The organism is Nostoc sp. UCD121, assembly GCF_014222285.1.
Taxonomy (GTDB): domain Bacteria; phylum Cyanobacteriota; class Cyanobacteriia; order Cyanobacteriales; family Nostocaceae; genus Nostoc.
On sequence record NZ_JACKZS010000001.1, the window covers coordinates 92,129 to 111,304 of the forward strand.

A 19,176-nucleotide genomic window follows, 5' to 3' on the forward strand; every position below is an offset into this window, starting at 1 on the left:
CAAAGTAGGGCTAGTACCGATGACTACAAACTTTTAATTAATGATCCGATCGCCTTTACCAATTCTTCTGGATCTACAGGTTTGGAAATATGTTGTTGAAATCCAGCAGTGATCGCTTGCTGATAATCCATCTCTCCAGCATAGGCAGTTAAAGCGATCGCGGGAATTGTCCCACCTTTCTCTGGTTTTAGACTCCTGATCTGTCGCATCAGCATATAACCATCCATTTCTGGCATCCCAATATCGCTAATAATCAAATTTGGCTGGGATTGACTCAGTGCAGTTAAAGCTGCAATGCCTGAGGCTACAGCTGTCACCGTTGCCCCATATTGCTCCAGCATGAAAGGTAAGAATTCTCGCATATCTGCATCATCATCGACCACAAGAATCTTTAAGTCAGATAAAGGTAAGGACTGATCTGGCAGCAGTGAGGAGGTATTTATTTTATCTTTGATTCCTTTACTTTCATCCTGTAAACATGGAAGTCTAACAGTGAAAGTTGCTCCTTTTTCTTCGCCCAGGCTTTCTACTTGCACAGTTCCCCCATGAAGTTCAACAAGATGCCGGACGATCGCTAATCCTAAACCTAAACCGCCAAATTTCCGGGTTGTGGCCCCATCTGCTTGACGGAAATAATCAAAGACGAATGGTAAGAACTCAGGTGCAATCCCTTTCCCTGTGTCAGTTACGCAGATTTGTACCTGTGAGCCAACCTGCCCTAATTTAATTTTTACCTGTCCTCCACTAGGAGTAAACTTAATGGCATTGGAAAGAATATTCCAAATGACTTGTTGTAATCGATTGCCATCACCTAGAACTGTACCGGCACCAGATTCAAAAATTGTCTGAATCTCAATGGATTTAGCCTGTGCTGATAAACGCACTGTTTCGATCGCAGCTTCAATGACTGATATCAAATTAATCGGGCCGAAGTTGAGGTTAAGTTTACCCTGAAGGATGCGGGAAACATCAAGCAAATCTTCAATTAATTGGGTTTGTAATTTGGCATTGCGCTCAATAGTTTCGAGGGCGCGATCGCTTGTTGCTTGGTCAAGTTTGCGACTCCGCATCAGCTTTGTCCAACCCAGAATCGGGTTAAGCGGGGTTCTTAATTCATGGGATAGCACAGCTAAAAATTCATCTTTGATGCGGTTTGCTGATTCTGCGGCGTTTCGCGCCGTTCGTTCGGCTTCGTAAAGGTGGGCGCGAGCGATCGCTTGGGCGCATTGTTGAGCAACAGCCAAGAGAAAGGCTTGATCTTCTCCACTAAGTTCTTGAAGTTGAATAAATCCTAAAGTGATACCTCCAACTGCCGAACCCTCTACCATTAATGGAATAGAAATCCAGGCATCAATGTCATATTGGTCATAAGCTTCAGCTAGATGAGGGTAACGAGCTATTCTATTTTGTCTTGATTCAGCCCAAGCAGGTTGTCCAGTCCGCACAGCTTCGGCTAAAGGCGAAGGTGAATCAATAGGAAAATACCGCCAAGCGTCTACCAAATCTTGCTTATAGCCAACCGCCCGCACAATTTCTAGTTCAGTCTTGTTTTCATTCAGCAAGGCGACGAGGGCTGAACTGGCTTTTAAGGCAGCCATGCTTTGCTCTACAATGACTTCAGATACTTGGGCTGGTGTCAGCGATTCTGAAAGGGCAGCCGTGATGGATTGGAGACGGGCAATGCGCTCTAGGGCTTGCTCTGCGGTTTTTTGTGCTTGCTGTGCTTCTTGGTAAAGGCGGGCATTATCAATGGCGATCGCTGCTCGATGGGCAATATCTTCAGCTAGTGACAAGTCAGATGTGCTGTAACGACGTTCTGATTCTGCTGTAAAAAAGGAAATTGCACCAAAAATTCTTTCACGTGCCATCAAGGGCAATATTATACAGGACTTTAAACCAATTTCACGTATAATTCTTAGATGTTCTGCATCTTGGATGCCTTTTGCTAATAGTGCATCTGAGATTTCAGTTACCATTTCAGCAATTCCTGTACGCAGTACTTTTGGCACGCCTCCCGGTTCATCCAACTTTCTCGGATAACGCTGATGAAGTTCCCAACCGAGTTTAACTTTCTCTGGATCTCGGTGAGCAACTGCTACCCGATTGATTGATTGGTTCTCTTGCAGCAGATCAACACTGCACCAATCGGCGAAGTAAGGCACAACTAAGTTTGCCACACTTGCTAGCGTGCTTTCGTAATCGAGGGAAGAAGCGAGGGTTGCACTGACTTGAGCCAAAAATGCTGCTCGTTGCTGATCTGCTTCTGCTTCTAAACGGGCGGTTTGCTCTTGAATTAGTTGGATACGTTCGGCTTCAGCTTGTTTGCTATCTGTGATATCAAGCACAACACCACTCATGTGTATGGCTTTACCTGCTTCGTTGAAAAAGGCTTTTCCCCGGCAGGCTAGGTAGCGGATACTGCCGTCATCCCAAATAATTCGATATTCTAAATTATGCTCTACGCCCTCATTAATTGCTCGACTCAACGATTGAGCCAGCAATGGGCTATCATCTGGATGCAGACGAGCTAAAATTGCTTCAGAAGTTGCAACAAAAGTTTTAGGTGTTAACCCAAATAATTGATAAATTTGCTCATCCCAGTCAAACAAATCATTGACGATATCCCAACACCAAACACCAATTTTGCCAGATTTCAATGCCAGGTTAAGCTGTTCTTGGCTTTTTTCTAGACCTTGATAAAGACGAGCATTTTCTAGAGAAATAGCAATTTGAACTGTCAAAATATCTAGTACGGAAAGCTTTTCCTGTGTAAAGGCGCTGGGGATAAGATTATTTTCTAAATATAAAATACCAAGTAATTTTGACTGACGCGCGATCGGTAAACAAAGTACTGATTTGGGTTGTTTTTGGATTACATACTCATCTCCAGAAAACATATTTTGCTCAGTAGCATTCTGCAAAATCACTGTTTCTTGAGTTCGCTGAACATAATTGAGCATTGATTGTGGAATAACTTGTGAAATTTCGCCATCAAATACGGGTCGAGAAACATTGAGTTTTTCAGCCTGAAAATTAACCTTAGCTTCTACTTCTATGACCAATTTTTGCTCATTTTCAAGCAATAAATAACCGATTTCTGCTCCTGCTTGCTCGATGACAATTTGCATTAATGTCTTCAACAACCGCGAAAAAATAATTTCACTAGATATGCTTTGAGAGGCTTTAACTACTGATAAAAAGTCTAAATTCTCGCCTGTGGTAATAAATGTTCCGTTAGAAGTAAGCTGTGGTTGTGGCAATAACTGAGGATAGAATTCTTCTAAGTGCTTAACTTTAGCAGATGCCTCCCAGCGCAGATATGAATTTTTCGCTTCTTGCAAGTAGGTTTTGGCAATTAAATCAAACTCTCGCTCCAAGTAAAACTTAGCGCCTAGCTCATTAGCCAAAGCTTCATATTGCACAAATGCCTGCTCACGAGCTGAAGCAATTGATTGATCATACAAGCGCATTGCTTCTAAGTCTCTACCTTGAATTCTAGCTATTTCAGCAGCTACTAATTGAGACTTGTGTAAGAAGTTTTCAGGGCAGTGGTAAGCCCAGTATTGCAATTGTTGCTGATGGGATTCTAGAGTTAGCAAAAACTGTTCTTGCTCTATAAAAGATACTGTTGGATAAAGAGCCGTTAAAGTCAGTGAGTAATATAAAATATAATCTGTTTCAATGGGTAATGCCAGTGTTATAACGGGAAGTTGGGATAATTTTAATACATAATTTAGTGCTTCTGCATACTGTCTATATGTAAAAAAGATAATTAATTTGATAATGTGATAAAAAATAATTCCACTAACAAAACCTGCATCGGTAATAATAGATAAAGCGTAGGATTCATCAAATTCATCATTACTTAGAGTCAAAGTGTGGTGAGTCAGTCCGCGCAGATTCATCAGCAACATCTGCTGTAGTCTGATTGTCTGATAGACAGCCTCATGTTTAGACTGGCGGGCGAATACAATGTATTTATCTAAAGATTTATATGTATCTGAAAGCGGAGAGCCTAATTGGATAATTTGCCACGAGCCTTGATAACCGTTGTAGTTTGCCATTGTCACATCGCCTGCTTCCACACAGCCAATAAATCCCCGTTCTAAAAAGGGAATATCGGTAGCAATATGATTACGCCAAACGTTAATATGACTTCCATGAATGTGTAGAACAACTCCTCTAAGTTTCAAGTCGTGAAACTTTTCATTCAATTGAATTGTCATTTCAGAAAATGCGTAGCCTGTAGGAATATCATGGAAGATAGAAACCAATAACATGGCATACATACTGTAAGCGAAACAGGAATCTTCCGTATTCCCAAACTTGAGTGAGTAGTTAACTGCTTTCAGTACGACTAAAGGAAAGAGATGAGGTCTACCAAGATAAGTAGGTGGGCCCAAAGTCGTCAACAGACTAATTACTGTTTTAATATTGGGGTCTTCGATTACTAAAGCATTAATTAAATCAGAGACTTGTCTGTTATCTAGATTAGTTGATATCTGGTTTCTTTCAATTGCGATCGCAGCTTGCACTTCCTCGTTTGAATCAGGGAATTTCACCCCAAAAAGTTTTAAAGCTTCTAATCCCAATGTCAGCGCCTCTTCATATCTACCCGCAACTTGATAGAGTCTGATTTGCAGCATGTAAATATTAGATTTTTCTACATGAGATTCTGCTTTGAGCAATAGTAACTCAAATAATTGTTCTGCTTGTTCTAAATTTCCGGTTAAAAATTCACACTCAGCTAGTTCTCTAAATAAAGTAAATGTTTGTTCATATTGTTCTATCCAGGCATTTTCAGCTAAAAGATTCATAGCAACGCTAAATAGTCTTTTAGCAGGAGTGTAAGCTGTAGATGCTTTTGCTTTCTTCGCAGCGATTAAATTCAATCTTACCAATTCATCTTTTTCTGTCTGGTCAATAATTAGATTAACCGCGAGATTTAGTTGATTGACTAAATCAAAAATTTGCTCGTTTACTTGTTCATGACTAGAATTTTTCAGCAAAAGTCGCCCAATCGTCAGATGAACTACCGACTTTGATTCATCAGCAATTAAGGAGTATGCAGCTTGTTGAACTCGGTCATGATAAAAACGATAGTTTCTACCAGTAGTTTCATCTGACTCTATGGGGATAATTAATCCTCTTAAAATTGCTTCAACAAGGGCATTTGCTGTTTCTTGAATAGATTGTTCACCAACGATCGCTAAAACTTCTAGATCAAAGCGATTACCAATACAGGAGGCTAATTTAAGCACTTCTTGAGTTGCGGCTGGTAGCTTTTGCATCCGCCCAATCATCAAGCTGACAATATTATCTGTAATACCTAGGGCTTCAATCTGAGCTAGATCCCATTGCCAAATCCGATATTGGGGGTCGAAATTTAGCAGATTTTCTTGATGCAGTGTTTTCAGAAATTCATTGACAAAGAAAGGATTACCATCAGTTTTTTGGATAATCAATTGAGCAAGAGGTTCTACTCGTTCTGCTGAACTATACAATGTATCAGCAATCAATTGATTTACATAAACAAGATTTAAGGGAGTAAGAATAATTTCAGTTTTTCTTACTCCCTGCTGGCAAATCTTCTCAATCATTAAACTAAAGGGATGCACAACATCTACTTCATTATCTCGATAGGCTAAAATAAAGCAGAGATAATGGATACTAGACCCAGTAATGACGGTTTGAATTAAATTTAAAGTAGCACTGTCTGCCCACTGCATATCATCTAAAAAAACAGTGAGGGGATGCTCCTTTTGCGAAAATACGCTGATAAAATTCTGAAACACTAAATTAAATCGATTTTGAGATTCAGCAGGCCCCAACTCTGGTATAGGTGGCTGTTCGCCAACGATTAATTCAACTTCTGGAATTACATCGGCGATTAATCTACCATTGTTCCCTAATGCTGCTTGTATTCGCTTTTTCCAATTGGCAAGTTGATCTTCAGGCTCCGTTAAAATTTGTCTAACAAGTGTTTGAAAAGCTTGAATAATAGTGGAATAAGGAATATCTCGTTTATACTGATCGAATTTACCAGAAATAAAAACTCCACGTTCTCGTACAATCGGCTTATGAATCTCCTTAACTAAAGAAGATTTACCAATTCCAGCATAGCCAGAGACGAGGACAATTTCTGGTTTTCCTTGGCTAACAACTCGCTCAAATACTTGTAGAAGCTTGGCAATTTCTTGTTCTCTCCCATACAATTTCTGGGGAATTTGAAAGCGTTCTGAGATATCTTGCTCACCCAAAGAAAAGGATTGAATTTCTCCGGTCGTCTCCAATTGTTTTAAGCATTGTTCCAGATCAAATTGCAAACCTAAAGCGCTTTGATATCTCTGTTCTGCAACCTTTGACAACAATTTGATAATGATGTCACAGAGCATAAGGGGAATATCAGAATTGAGCTTTTTTGGAGATGGGGGAGATTTGGCAATATGACAATGCACCCACTCTAATGGGTCTTTGCCTTGAAATGGTAGCTGACCTGTGAGCATCTCATAAAAGGTGACTCCCAGTGAATACAAATCGCTACGATGGTCAATTCCTCGATTCATCCGCCCGGTTTGTTCAGGTGACAAATAAGGTAAACTGCCTTCAATGCGACTGGAACTGCTAACTATTTGCTGCTGATATGGAATAAAAGTAGCAATTCCAAAATCGGCAATTTTAACCTGACTGGTTTCGAGGTTAACTAAGATATTTTGTGGCTTAATATCCTTGTGGACAATGTTATGAGTGTGAATTTGTGCGAGTTTGCTGGTGATTTCAATCGCAATTTTTAAGAACGAAACAGGTTCTTGAAATTGGTCTAGTAACTGATCGAGCGATCGCGCCTCAAAATCCTCCATAATCAAATAAGGGATTCCCTGGTGTATCTCTAAGGCGTATACCTTGACTGCAGCGGCGATATTTAACCTTTGAGCGATCGCATACTCATGTTTGAGTTGTTCAATATTATTGGGTGTACACTGTTCTTTCCGTAGCCCTTTGATAATTACCGGACACTGGTCTTTAACCTTGATTCCACGGTATATGACTGCTTTTACCCCTGCTTTTAACAAAGTGACAATTTTAAATCCGGGTAATGCAATCATCATGCTAAATGCTCCAGCCGTGCTTCTTCCGAGATAATTCGAGCTTAATTGTATTTTAGATACATTTCTTTGGGCAGATGAAATTTAGATGATATCAGGTTCAGACAATCACTTCTGCTGACTCTATAGACAAAAATAAGCTACAATTCAAGCAGAGTAAGCATTTCCCGCCCAGAAACTCCCCATGTTTGATAACCTGCAAACCCAAATTTACCAATTAGAACAATTTGCCAACAGCCTCGTTTCTAACCAACTGGCACACCTTAGCGTGGTCAGTGTTGGTATCATCTTTGCGGCTGGCTTGCTCACCAGTCTTACACCCTGTATGCTTTCTATGCTGCCAATTACCATTGGTTACATCGGCGGTTATGAAGCCAAAAACCGCTTGCAAGCAGCTGCCCAATCAACTTGGTTTGCTTTAGGATTAGCAACTACATTAGCAGGGATGGGTATAATAGCAGCTTTGGTAGGAAAAGTCTATGGACAAGTGGGAATTGGTTTGCCGATTATCGTCAGCATTATCGCCATTCTCATGGGGCTGAACTTACTAGAAGCCCTACCTCTACAATTTCCATCTTTGGGCGAAACGAATTGGATTTCGCAAGATTTACCTATAGGATTGCGTTCTTATTTACTGGGGCTGACTTTTGGCTTAGTTGCATCTCCTTGTAGCACGCCTGTTTTAGCCAGTTTACTGGGTTGGATTGCCAATACTCAAGATTTAATTTTAGGCGCTGTTTTGCTACTTTCTTACACAGCTGGTTATGTAGCACCATTGATTTTGGCGGGTACTTTTACAGCTTCAATTAAAAAATTACTAGAATTGCGTCGCTGGTCTGGTTGGATTAACCCAGTTAGCGGGGCGCTATTGGTAGGATTCGGTGTGTTTTCCTTAATTTCTCGGATTCCCCTTGGCAGTTTTTAATATCAATACTTTGTTAGATTTTACACGTAATGACTTTAGAAGATTCAGCGTCCAAAGAATTAAAATGGTGGGCAATACCTGGCAAGTTCTTACGGCAAGAGCTTTTGCCCGTACTGACTAACTTACGACTAGCGATCGCACTACTACTATTGATTGCAATCTTTAGTTCCACCGGTACTGTAATTGAGCAAGGTCAGTCACCCGCATTTTATCAGAGTAACTACCCAGAACATCCAGCTTTATTTGGTTTCTTAACTTGGAAGGTAATTCAGGTAGTTGGGTTAGACCATGTATATCGTACCTGGTGGTTTCTGGCATTATTGATTTTATTTGGCACTAGCTTAACTGCTTGTTCTTTTACCCGTCAGTTACCAGCTTTAAAAGCTGCCCAGCGCTGGAAATATTACGAAGAACCACGGCAATTTCAAAAACTAGCTTTAAGTGCAGAACTAGATAATGGTTCTCTAAATTCTCTCAGCCAACTATTACAGAAACGCCGCTATAAAATTTTTCCAGATCAAGAAAAAGAAAATATCCTCTATGCCCGTAAGGGAATAGTCGGACGCATTGGCCCAATTATTGTTCATATTGGCATCGTAGCTATTCTAATAGGGGGAATTTGGGGGGCGATGACTGGATTTATGGCACAGGAAATGATTGCCAGTGGCGATACATTTCAAGTCACAAATATTGTCGATGCTGGCCCATTAGCAGCCCAAGTCTCGAAAGATTGGTCTGTGCGCGTCAATCGTTTTTGGATTGACTACACTCCATCTGGCGGCATCGATCAATTTTATTCCGATATGTCTGTCTTAAATAAGCAGGGAGAGGAAGTTGACCATAAGAAGATTTTTGTCAACGAGCCTCTGCGCTATCGGGGTATAACCTTCTACCAAACTGATTGGGGAATTGCAGGTGTTCGCGTCCAATTTAACAACAGCCCGATTTTTCAATTACCAATGGCGCTATTGAACACTAAAGGACAAGGGCGTATTTGGGGTACGTGGGTTCCTACTAAACCTGATTTGAGTGAGGGTGTTTCTTTACTAGCCAAAGACTTGCAAGGGATGGTATTAATTTATGATCCCAAGGGTAAATTAGTTGATACTGTCCGCGCTGGGATGTCAACCGAAGTCAATGGCGTGAAGTTGAAAATTCTGGATGTTATTGGCAGCACTGGCTTACAAATTAAAGCCGATCCAGGTATACCAATTGTTTACTCAGGATTTGGTTTACTAATGTTGGGTGTGGTGATGAGTTACTTTTCTCATTCACAAATATGGGCATTACAAAAAGGCGATCTCTTATATGTTGGTGGCAAAACTAACCGCGCCCAAGTTGCTTTTGAACAAGAGGTTTTAGAAATTTTAGATCGGCTTAGTTCAGAGCCAAAAATTGAGGAAAAAGAGACGGCTATTGAAGTTTAAATGCAAAGGTACGCATAGCATAACTGAAAACTTTGCGTACCTTTGTATTTCAAATGTATTTTCCTCGTTTTACAATTAATTACACCTACACAGCTACAGATTGGAAAATTATTAAGCATTGGAACTAAAGTTTTGTATATCTGCTCAACTTCAATCTAAACGACGGGTTTGCCTACTACCTGTAATCGCTATATTGTTGAGTATCGCTTCTTGTACTACCGATAATAAAAAAATCAAGCACGTTTCTCTCGTTGGTGCTGGGGCAAGTTTTCCTGCGCCTTTGTATGAACGCTGGCTTTCAGATTACAACCAGCAAAATCCCAATGTGGAAATTAACTATCAAGCTATAGGAAGCAGCGCTGGAGTGCAACAGCTGGTTGAAGGTACTGTAGACTTTGCAGCTAGTGATGTGGGAATTACAAATGAACAAGCAGCTAAGATAAAAAGGGGAGTGATTGCTTTACCCATGACTGCTGGTTCCATAGTGCTAGCTTACAATCTCGCGCCCGCCCCCCAGTCACCTCCAGTCAATCTGCCAAATGGTTTAAAGCTATCACGCCAAGTTTATGTAGATATCTTTCTCGGAAAAATTACGAATTGGAATCATCCGAGAATAGCTGTAGCTAACCCAGGCGTAAATTTGCCCAATCTACCGATTCAGGTTGTACACCGCACTGATGGTAGTGGAACTACAAGTGTATTGACGCAACATCTAAGTGCTATAAGTCCAGAATGGAACAGCAAAGTTGCAGCAGGTAAAGCTGTGGCATGGCCAGTGGGAATTGGTGGAAAGGGTAACGAAGGTGTTACTGCCTTAGTTCAACAGATCCCAGGAGCTATTGGCTATGTAGAATACGTCTACGCCAAACAAAATAAACTTCCTGTGGCTGCTTTGGAAAATAAATTTGGTAACTATATTACGCCGACACCAGAATCTGTAGCTCAAACCTTAGAGTCAGTGAAGTTACCCGCCGATAACTTGATTGCTTTTATCAACGATCCTACAGGTTCCCGGTCTTATCCCATCGTTACTTACAGCTGGTTCTTAACTTATCAGCAATATCCAAACCGAGTCAAAGGTGAAGCGCTAAAAAAATTTATTGATTGGGCTTTGATTGAGGGGCAAAAATCCAGTTTGGAACTCGGATATATTCCTTTATCTAAAAAAGTTGTGCTTCAAGTACAATCTGCTGCAAACAGAATTGCAAAATAACTGCTTAATCAACCTGAGTAAAAATGTTCGTGTTCACTACAAACCAAAATTTGCGTTGCTGATTGTGGTATGAAAAATAATTTTGCGTAATTTCAGAATCCTTGTAGAGCTGTTGCATTGCAACGTCTCTACATTCAGATTCATATCCCCATTCAGCAATACCCAAAGTTTTTATGATGGGTATTTGTGATGACGCACTTCAATCACAGTATGTACATTCCCACGAGGCGTAAAATCTGCTTTCACAGTGGCTTCTAACGGCTCACAAGCAGCTACAAAATCATCCAAAATTTGGTTGGCGGATTCTTCGTGGGAAATATAGCGATCGCGGTAACTGTTAATGTAAAGTTTAAGCGCCTTCAATTCTACTACCCGTTCATCAGGTATATATGTGACGTAAATTGTCGCAAAGTCAGGATAGCCGGAAAACGGACATTTACAAGTAAATTCCGGCAAAGTAATATTAATGTCATATCGTCTCCCCACACGCGGGTTTGGAAAGGTAATTAATTTACCTTCCGCAATATCGCGTTCACCATACTTCATTTCAGGGAATTTGTCAGTTGTCATTTGTCATTTGTCATTGGTTATTTTACTTATCTTTACGTCTTTTAATTAATTTTGTACAGACAAAGATTTTTCGCGTATCTACTCCCCCCTCAATACTCTTCCTTCTCCCAGTCTGGACAATTCTCATCTTCACAACCGTGGGGATGCATGGCACAAACTAATAAATTACCACTATAAACTTGACCGTGGTAATGAGTACAACCGATGCAGGCAGGATTTTTTTCGGCCGTAGGTTCAACTGAATAAGGAAAACCTGGATCTACATCTGCTACCATGTCTTCCAGTTCCCAGTAAGCCTCCAACATTGGTTCAGCTAAATCCTGTAAATACTGATCGACTTCAGTAACAATATTAGGGACTTGCTCAGTAATTTCTTCCGTTAACTCAAAAAAAGCGTCAACCATTTCACTCATTCCCAGGAAGAAACGCTCTACTTCATCAGCCACTGTTTCAACGATTTCTGCTAAATCCTTTTGCCACTGTTCCATAAACTTGACACCTTTGCAGGCTATAAACAGGACGCTTTGTGTTATCTGGGTGGAAGCACTAGAATATACACTAGGCAATGTATCTTATCAAGTTTCTATATCAAGTGCCATGTCAAAGTGCCACTTATTACCAGTTATATCGACTAAAAAATACTTTTTATTAATCGCGTTGCAATCGTTTTAACTCGTTTTGCAGGTCTAGCACTTCTTGACGCAATTTATCCACATTCTCATCACTTGATCCCTCTTTCACCGTTGGTTCTTCATCTTCCTCTAAAATTTCAATCCGGCGAGGTTCCGAAGGAGGTGTTTTCTCGGAGGTTTCAGCAGATGGTTGGGCTTGTTGGGCTTGCTTCATCATTTCTTCAACAAAGCGGCGGGCTTCTTCTGTGTTCATTTCGCCCTTTGCCACCATTTCATCTGCCAGTTTTTGGACTTGCGATCGCACTTGGGCTAATTTCCCCCCTGCTTTCTCACCTGCGTAAGAAGCTAATCCAACACCGAGGTAAAAAGCTTTTTGAACAATATCTCCAAAACCAGCCATTGTTGCTGACCGCTCCTAAAAATAGGGCGACCCGGAGACTACGCCTATTACAAGCCTCCCGTGTTGCTGCTACCTTCCGGTTCTGACAAGATTTGGGTGTTGCAATCGCATAGATCCAGGTCTTCTAAAAGCATAACATGAAAAACAAGTAAGTGTGTGTTATTCCATAACAATTCGCCATTCGTAAAGTTGATAGTTGACGCAGCCGTGTTTTACCAACGGGTCATCAGCGACAATTGCTTCTGCTTCCTCCTTAGAGGCTGCCTCAAACAGCAACATTCCGCCTCTTTGTTCTGCCCAATAGCCTGTTCGTGCTTTGTGTCCTTTAGCAATCAGGTCTTGGATGTAGGCTTTGTGAGCAGGTACATATTGGTCAAAGGTAGGTTTATCGACTTTCCCTTCTTCAATTTTGACAAACCACGGCATTTACTTGCGACCTCTCATAATAATTTTGGATTTTGGATTGGGAATAATCAAAGCTCCTGAGCAAATCAAGATATTTTTAGGAGTAGCCCTTTCAAGGTGACTCGTAAAATATCTTAATTTTTCTCAGCGCTGCGCCAGTTGCTACCCCGTAGGGGTACAAGTCGGAGAACCGCAAGGGCGCACTGGCTTCTCTGTAACTCTGCGGTTTATGACAACATTACTGATAAAATTTCTAAAATGCGAGAACTTTACCCAGCGATCGAGCCTTACCGAGAAGGTAGTTTACAGGTTTCCGGCTTACATACCATTCATTTTGAAGAGTCAGGAAACCCCCAAGGTCAACCCATCGTTTTACTGCATGGTGGGCCTGGTGGTGGATGTCCACCTTTTTATCGGCAATATTTCCACCCAGAAAAATGGCGGATAGTGATGTTTGACCAGCGTGGTTGTGGTCAAAGTACGCCCCATGCTGAATTACGAGAAAATACCACTTGGGATTTAGTCAGTGATATCGAAAAACTACGCCAACATTTAGGTATAGAAAAGTGGGCGGTTTTCGGTGGTAGCTGGGGTAGTACTTTATCATTAGCCTACAGCCAAACCCATCCTTCTCGCTGCACGGCATTAATTCTCCGTGGTATTTTCATGCTGAGGCAAAAAGAGTTGCGATGGTTTTACCAAGAGGGTGCTAGCTATATTTTTCCTGATGCTTGGGAAGCTTATGTCGAACCAATTGCGATCGCAGAACGTGATGATATGATCGCAGCATATTACAAACGCTTGACTAGTCCCGATTTAGAAATTCAATTAGCAGCGGCGCGTGCTTGGTCAATTTGGGAAGCTAGTACAAGTAGACTTTTTTTAGACCCAGAACTCATGCAAAAGTTTGGCGAGAGCGAATTTGCTTCAGCTTTCGCACGTATTGAATGCCATTACTTTATGAATAAGGGCTTTCTTGAAACAGAAGATCAATTACTCTTAAATGTAGACCGTATCCGCCATATTCCGGCTGTAATTGTTCAGGGACGCTATGATGTAGTCTGTCCAATGATATCAGCTTGGGAATTACATCGAGCTTGGTCAGAAGCAGAATTTATAGTGGTTCCTGATGCTGGGCATTCGATGAGTGAACCAGGAATTTGTAGTGCTTTGATTGAAGCAACAGATAATATTTAATTCGGTTGAATACTGAGCTTGTGGAACGGGGAAGTTTGCCAATAAAGGTAGCTAGGCATAAATAAATTAAAGTTTGTAGTAAGGACTTTAGTCCTAGTAAAGCTTGCTATTAACGATGAATTGCTGACTACGAACTAGGCTTTTTTTGACGTATTTAATTATACTTATTTAGTAAGTATTTTATATATTACTAGTGTCTTGAAATGCACAAAAGTGAGATTTAACCTGGAAAAAACCTTTAAGAATTCTTTTGAGCGAACTAAACTTAACCCACCTGATAGCTGTAGTCACTTCTACCCACTGCCGTTTTCTTTTACTTGCTTCTGGATAATCTTCACTCAGCATTTCAACTGGTAACAAATACATCTTGACACGATAACTTTTTCCTCCTTTGCGGTACTTGTAAGTGCCCAGTTCATTGGTGTCTACCTGCCCAATTACCCCTGCTTCTTCCCAAGCTTCTTTGGCTGCTGAAGCGGGCGGACTCATACCATTAGGAATATCTCCTTTTGGAATCACCCAGTGTTGAAAGTTACGGGTTGTGATTAGCAAGATTTCAACTTTGCCATTGTTCACTCTATAAGGAATCACCCCAGACTGTTTAAACACTTTGCTAACTTTTCTACTCATGTAATTTGCATCCTGTACGGTTTAGCTTTTTTGTATAATGGTTATTTCAAAAAGTCTAACGCTGATACCGGATAAGTTTTGGTTAAATTTAGGTTAGGATGAGGTTAAAAAAATTTTATTATCCATAAGAGTTAATTATTGAAAGTTTTTTATTAATCTCGTCATCTTGTTTGTGGGCAAGAATACATCCAACTATGTTAAGGAATATAAAATCAATTAAATTGGCTCGTAGTAAGCAGCTCTAGCCCTGACTACAAACCTTTAATTATTCATGCCCACTTATTTAACTCTGCCGCTTAGACCAGAGGCGGAGCCTTCTAGTTGCATTCGCAGTTAGAACTGGGAAGGAGATTATGAAGTTTTTAAAGGGTTGGGTTGAAGTTGAGCTAGATGAAAAATGTTTTGTACACACCACGTTTTGCATCTATATAAGAATTGCAATATCAATGGTCTTAATATAAAGTCAACTCACGTAAAAAGTGTACTCCCGATGGCTGATTGACAAATGCAGCCCTCTTATAAACATCACATCTTCTGGTTTAATGCCAGAAGATATATAGCAATCTGATTTGATTTATAAACTTATTTGTGTAGGAGGCAATAGGCAACAGTCAAGAAGGCTCTTTAAGTTGTACTAAATTTTTTCAGAAATCAAATATGAGTCCTATACCACCAATGTAATTAACTTTACTTTTTCAGATTTTGGTAGATATAGAGCGAAGATATTGCATTTAAATCTACTTCCTTATGCTCATCTTCATTTTCATTAGTATTTTTAAATAGAACTGTAAATGCACCAGCACCTAACCTATCTTGAGGAAACATCCGATAACAAGGTATTGTAGTTAAATGTGACTGATATTTAGTTAAATTACTAATTTCCATCGCCTGAAACTGGGGAAAGCGTTCCAAAAACCATTCGCAAACTTGCTCATTTTCTTCGGGTGAATATGTGCAAGTCATATAAGCTAAATAACCTTGTGTTGAAACAAGTTTAGCAGAGTTAGCTATAATTCGCTTTTGCCGATTTGCACTCTTGTTAATAGCAGTTGGGTGAAAACATCCGGGTGCTTTTTCACCTTTAGCCAGTAAAGATTGCCCAGTACAAGGAGCATCTACTATTACTAAGTTGCTAGAGTAGGAAAATATCTCGGCAAATATGCTCGAATCTCTATTAACTATTGCACTAGGGCTAATCTGGCAACGTTTCAAATTAGAAATTAGCATCCCTAGACGTTTACCAATTACTTCATTACTGATGAGTAATTCAGGTTGCAAAGCTTTCCAAGCAAAGATACTTTTACCTCCTGGTGCAGCACACATATCAAAAACTAAATGCACTGGCTGAGGAATTGCTAACAAAGTAGTAGCTGCAAATATTGAAGAGAAATCTAAACAATAGAAATACCCTTGTTGATGTAAGGGATGCTGACCGGGTTTTTCTCCCAAGCATAAACGGTCAGTAAATTGTGGTTGCCAATAGGTTGGTGTTTCCACTGCTAAAGGTGAAATATCTGGCTTTTCTTTACACCAAAGAATACTGGGTGAAAAAGGCTGAGGATTCATTAAAGCCTCAATAAATTTTTCTTGTTCATCTAGATTAGTGAACAAACGCCGTGAGACTTTAAGTAATAAATTAGAAGGTTTTTCCATCTGGATATATAAATAATAAAATTTTTCACAAATCAGAGTAGAGATGCAATTGTGTGGAAATCAATATGAAAGATGACGCTTCTTAATTACGAATTACGTTGTATCAAAATCCAAATCAAACTGTTACACAAGAACAATGTAATCAAGCCTTTTGGCTTCATACTCAAAATATAATGACCGCCATTGGGAACGCAATGGCCAAGCTACCCCACTGCACCGGAGAAGGTCATGTTCTTAGATAGTTTTCCGCAAAAGTTACGCAAAGAAGCACAACTATGGAGGGATGAAGGATTAATTAGTTCTTCGCTGTATGAGCAAATAGCAGAACGTTATCAATTTAAAAACCTGGAAGCTGCTGTACGCGATCGCAATAAAGCGATCGCGATCGCTGTAGGCAGCATCCTTTTATGCTTGGGCATAATTACCTTTGTATCAGGAAATTGGCAGGGAGGTTCGCGGGAAGTCAAATTTATTCTCATGATGAGTTTGTTTTTTGCGATCGCTATTACCGGTTTTTACAATTGGATAACACCTGAAGGAAAGAAGCCGCAAAAAAGTAAACGCTTACTGGGAGAAGGGTTGCTCATTTTAAGCGCCTTCATTTTCGGCGCAAATATACTGCTGATGGCCCAGATGTTCAATATCGCCGGTTCAACTTCCCAACTTTTTCTCGCCTGGGGGTTGGGTGTTGTGGTGATGGCCTTCAGCTTGTCCATAAATTCTTTAGGAATTCTGTCAATTGTCCTCGTGGAAATAGGGTATTGGACGGGATTAGAAGACTTATGGTACGCTTCAGGTGAGTTAACTTGGTCGCGGTTAGTGGTGCAGCATTTGCCTTTGTTGGCATGGCTGGTATTTGTCCCCTTAGCCTACTTCTGCCGATCGCGCTGGATTTTTGGTCTAGCAGCCTTTGTTTTCGCCAGTTCATTACAAGCTAACCTTAATCCTCTGCCACTGCTGAATTATGCTGATATAGCGCCTTGGGTGGCATCTTTTGCTTTTGCACTCCCACCTGCATTATTCTGGAGTTATGATGATCTGCTGTTTCCAACCATAAATTACAGATTGTTTCAATCTCTGGCCCGTAATTTGGCGTTGGTTAGCTTTGGTGGTGTGTTTTATGTTCTGTCTTTTCGTTGGGTTTGGGAATCTCCAAATTATGGTTATAATCAGCCAACGAACTTGACAAACTTGTTCCAGTCTCTGCCGATCATCGATTTGGGAATTCTCAGTGGCTTGGCGGTATTGCAATGGTTATTTCTACTGCGTCAAAGAAATAATCCTCCGCGCCGCGAAGTTATTTTCACAACTGCTGTTATTGGTACTTTTCTCGCCTTTATTGCCATAGTACCTTTTTGGCATCAAACTATCAGTCGGATTGATGAACTTGGTGTTTTTATTTTCAATGTACTTCTAGCAACATTAGCATGGGGACTAATTCAAGAAGGATTGAAATTAAGCAACAGAAGTTCCTTTTGGGGCGGTATGCTGTTAGTGACACTGCAAATTATCAGTCGCGTGCAAGAGTACGACACCGACTTACTTTTCAAGTCTCTAGTCTTTATCTTGTGCGGTTCCGCTTTAATTAGCGCTGGACTCTGGTTTGAACGGCGTTTACCTGGTGGTAGCTCTGCAAGTAAAAAGTAGTGTAAATTCAGAATGGGCTAAACCTTCGCTATCCGCTAACAAAATTCTGCCCATCATCTAAATCTCTGTGCGTCAAAATTTTTAAAGTTTCTCTGCGTTAGTCCTAATCTCGTTACTTTTGACCTCCTCAATTCTTCTGCTTTTTAGGACTACGCTCATGACTAATAGTTCTTCTGAATCTAAATCTGAATCTAAAAATAAAACCTTGTCTCCCGAAGCCGAGTTTTCCAGTAAGGTGACTTTTCGGGATTACTTGATTGCTACTGAACAAAAATCGAATAAGCCCTTACCTTTTTGGCGGTTACTAGCTCCCCTGGCGCTGCAAACAGGGTTAATTATGGCAGTACCAGCCCAAGCCGTTTACACAGATGTGACAGGTAAGACGGTGATTTTGCAAACCGTACCTGTAAACCCGAATAATGTACTAGACGGTAATACCTTAGCGCTAGATTACAACATATCCCGTACCGCAAATTTGAGTAGATTACCTGGTTGGCAAACATTAGTCAGCAAAGGTCGGGGAAGCGGCAGAAGATTGCCTGAAGGAACCAATATTTACGTAACTTTGCAAGAGCAACTATCCACTGGTCGCGGTGTTCCTAGAGCTTGGAGACCGTTACGAGTCAGTAGCGATCGCCCCACAACTCTTAGAGCCAATCAGGTGGCCTTAAAAGGTGTTTATCAGGATGGTTCCGTTAACTACGGCTTGGAAACCTATTACATCCCAGAGAACCAACGCCAGCAGATTACCAACGATTTGCGAACCCAACGCGCCCGCAGAGGACAAGTACCCCCCATTGTGGTGAAGGCGAAAGTAGATCCACAGGGTAAGGCAGTTCCAGTTAGTATGTGGGTGCGCGATCGCAACTATCGCTTTTAAGCTGTTAGGCCTGTAAACATGCAAGATTTGTCTCCAAAGTTCTGAGCGCCGACTGCCGACGCTCAGAATTTTCTGTTTGTCATTTGTAAATAAATGAGATCAAAATATAAAAAACACATAAAGTACAGTACTTTTATATACATTTTTTCACAAAAAATATGAAGATTATACAAAGATTCTTATTGAATTATAGAAATCTCAGTAAATTTTCGCTATGTAAGTACTATCAGGCTATCATCTGGTTTCTATTTTCAAGTATTAAATCACAGATTATTTTTTGTCATTAACACCTTACAGGTCGTTGCGATCGCGACAAAGAATTCATTAATCAATACTTGTCAAGTCTGAAACTTTCTAGTTCTGGCTCCGTGAACTTCTGATCGAAAAATACCTGATTTTAGAGTTCTCTGTGAATTCTGATTTAAAAGTTTTTATTGAGAGAGTAAAACATTTAGGGGTTAAACCTCTATCACACTCAATTGAGGAAAGTT

General features: G+C 40.5%; 13 protein-coding genes and 1 other RNA gene. 6 read left to right on the plus strand and 8 right to left on the minus strand.

Annotated features, from left to right (window positions below):
- Window positions 1–23: 23 nt before the first annotated feature.
- Window positions 24–7,109, minus strand: coding sequence for an AAA family ATPase (locus GNF10_RS00420; protein ID WP_185592178.1), 7,086 nt, complete (start codon window positions 7,107–7,109; stop codon window positions 24–26).
- A 181-nt stretch (window positions 7,110–7,290) separates the two neighbouring features.
- Here GNF10_RS00420 and GNF10_RS00425 point away from each other — a divergent pair, with 181 nt between their 5' ends.
- From GNF10_RS00425 to pstS, 3 genes are all read left to right on the plus strand, one after another.
- A complete protein-coding gene (locus tag GNF10_RS00425; protein ID WP_185586639.1) occupies window positions 7,291–8,031 on the plus strand; it encodes a cytochrome c biogenesis protein CcdA in 741 nt (246 codons plus the stop codon).
- A 29-nt stretch (window positions 8,032–8,060) separates the two neighbouring features.
- Window positions 8,061–9,458: a cytochrome c biogenesis protein gene (locus GNF10_RS00430; RefSeq protein ID WP_185586640.1), complete on the plus strand. Its 1,398-nt coding sequence runs from the start codon at window positions 8,061–8,063 to the stop codon at window positions 9,456–9,458.
- A 118-nt stretch (window positions 9,459–9,576) separates the two neighbouring features.
- The gene (pstS, locus tag GNF10_RS00435) at window positions 9,577–10,671 is read left to right on the plus strand and encodes a phosphate ABC transporter substrate-binding protein PstS (RefSeq protein ID WP_185586641.1); all 1,095 of its coding nucleotides are present in this window, start codon (window positions 9,577–9,579) and stop codon (window positions 10,669–10,671) included.
- 171 nt (window positions 10,672–10,842) lie between these two features.
- Here pstS and queF read toward each other — a convergent pair whose 3' ends face one another.
- The 5 genes from queF to GNF10_RS00460 all read right to left on the minus strand — a co-directional run bounded on the left by queF (window position 10,843) and on the right by GNF10_RS00460 (window position 12,699).
- Window positions 10,843–11,241: a preQ(1) synthase gene (queF, locus tag GNF10_RS00440; RefSeq protein WP_185586642.1), complete on the minus strand. Its 399-nt coding sequence runs from the start codon at window positions 11,239–11,241 to the stop codon at window positions 10,843–10,845.
- Window positions 11,242–11,330: 89 nt separating this feature from the next.
- Window positions 11,331–11,729, minus strand: a complete 399-nt coding sequence (locus GNF10_RS00445) for a hypothetical protein (RefSeq protein WP_094330725.1) — start codon at window positions 11,727–11,729, stop codon at window positions 11,331–11,333.
- Between the two features lie 160 nt (window positions 11,730–11,889).
- Window positions 11,890–12,273 (minus strand): phasin family protein, encoded by a 384-nt coding sequence (locus GNF10_RS00450; protein ID WP_114085360.1) that lies wholly within the window; start codon window positions 12,271–12,273, stop codon window positions 11,890–11,892.
- 25 nt (window positions 12,274–12,298) lie between these two features.
- An RNA gene (ffs, locus tag GNF10_RS00455) (signal recognition particle sRNA small type) lies at window positions 12,299–12,395 on the minus strand.
- A 37-nt stretch (window positions 12,396–12,432) separates the two neighbouring features.
- Entirely contained in the window at window positions 12,433–12,699 is a 267-nt protein-coding gene (locus tag GNF10_RS00460) for a YciI family protein (RefSeq protein WP_012412163.1), read from the minus strand.
- Window positions 12,700–12,936: 237 nt separating this feature from the next.
- Here GNF10_RS00460 and pip point away from each other — a divergent pair, with 237 nt between their 5' ends.
- On the plus strand, window positions 12,937–13,875 hold the full coding sequence (pip, locus tag GNF10_RS00465) for a prolyl aminopeptidase (RefSeq protein WP_185586643.1): 939 nt from the start codon (window positions 12,937–12,939) through the stop codon (window positions 13,873–13,875).
- A gap of 180 nt (window positions 13,876–14,055) precedes the next feature.
- Here pip and GNF10_RS00470 read toward each other — a convergent pair whose 3' ends face one another.
- Together GNF10_RS00470 and GNF10_RS00475 are read right to left on the minus strand one after the other, a co-directional pair.
- Window positions 14,056–14,505 (minus strand): NUDIX hydrolase, encoded by a 450-nt coding sequence (locus tag GNF10_RS00470; protein WP_185586644.1) that lies wholly within the window; start codon window positions 14,503–14,505, stop codon window positions 14,056–14,058.
- A gap of 687 nt (window positions 14,506–15,192) precedes the next feature.
- Window positions 15,193–16,158, minus strand: coding sequence for an RsmB/NOP family class I SAM-dependent RNA methyltransferase (locus GNF10_RS00475; protein ID WP_185586645.1), 966 nt, complete (start codon window positions 16,156–16,158; stop codon window positions 15,193–15,195).
- 228 nt (window positions 16,159–16,386) lie between these two features.
- Here GNF10_RS00475 and GNF10_RS00480 point away from each other — a divergent pair, with 228 nt between their 5' ends.
- Window positions 16,387–17,805 (plus strand): DUF2157 domain-containing protein, encoded by a 1,419-nt coding sequence (locus GNF10_RS00480; RefSeq protein WP_185586646.1) that lies wholly within the window; start codon window positions 16,387–16,389, stop codon window positions 17,803–17,805.
- Between the two features lie 157 nt (window positions 17,806–17,962).
- Entirely contained in the window at window positions 17,963–18,685 is a 723-nt protein-coding gene (locus tag GNF10_RS00485; RefSeq protein WP_185586647.1) for a GDYXXLXY domain-containing protein, read from the plus strand.
- Window positions 18,686–19,176: the final 491 nt, after the last annotated feature.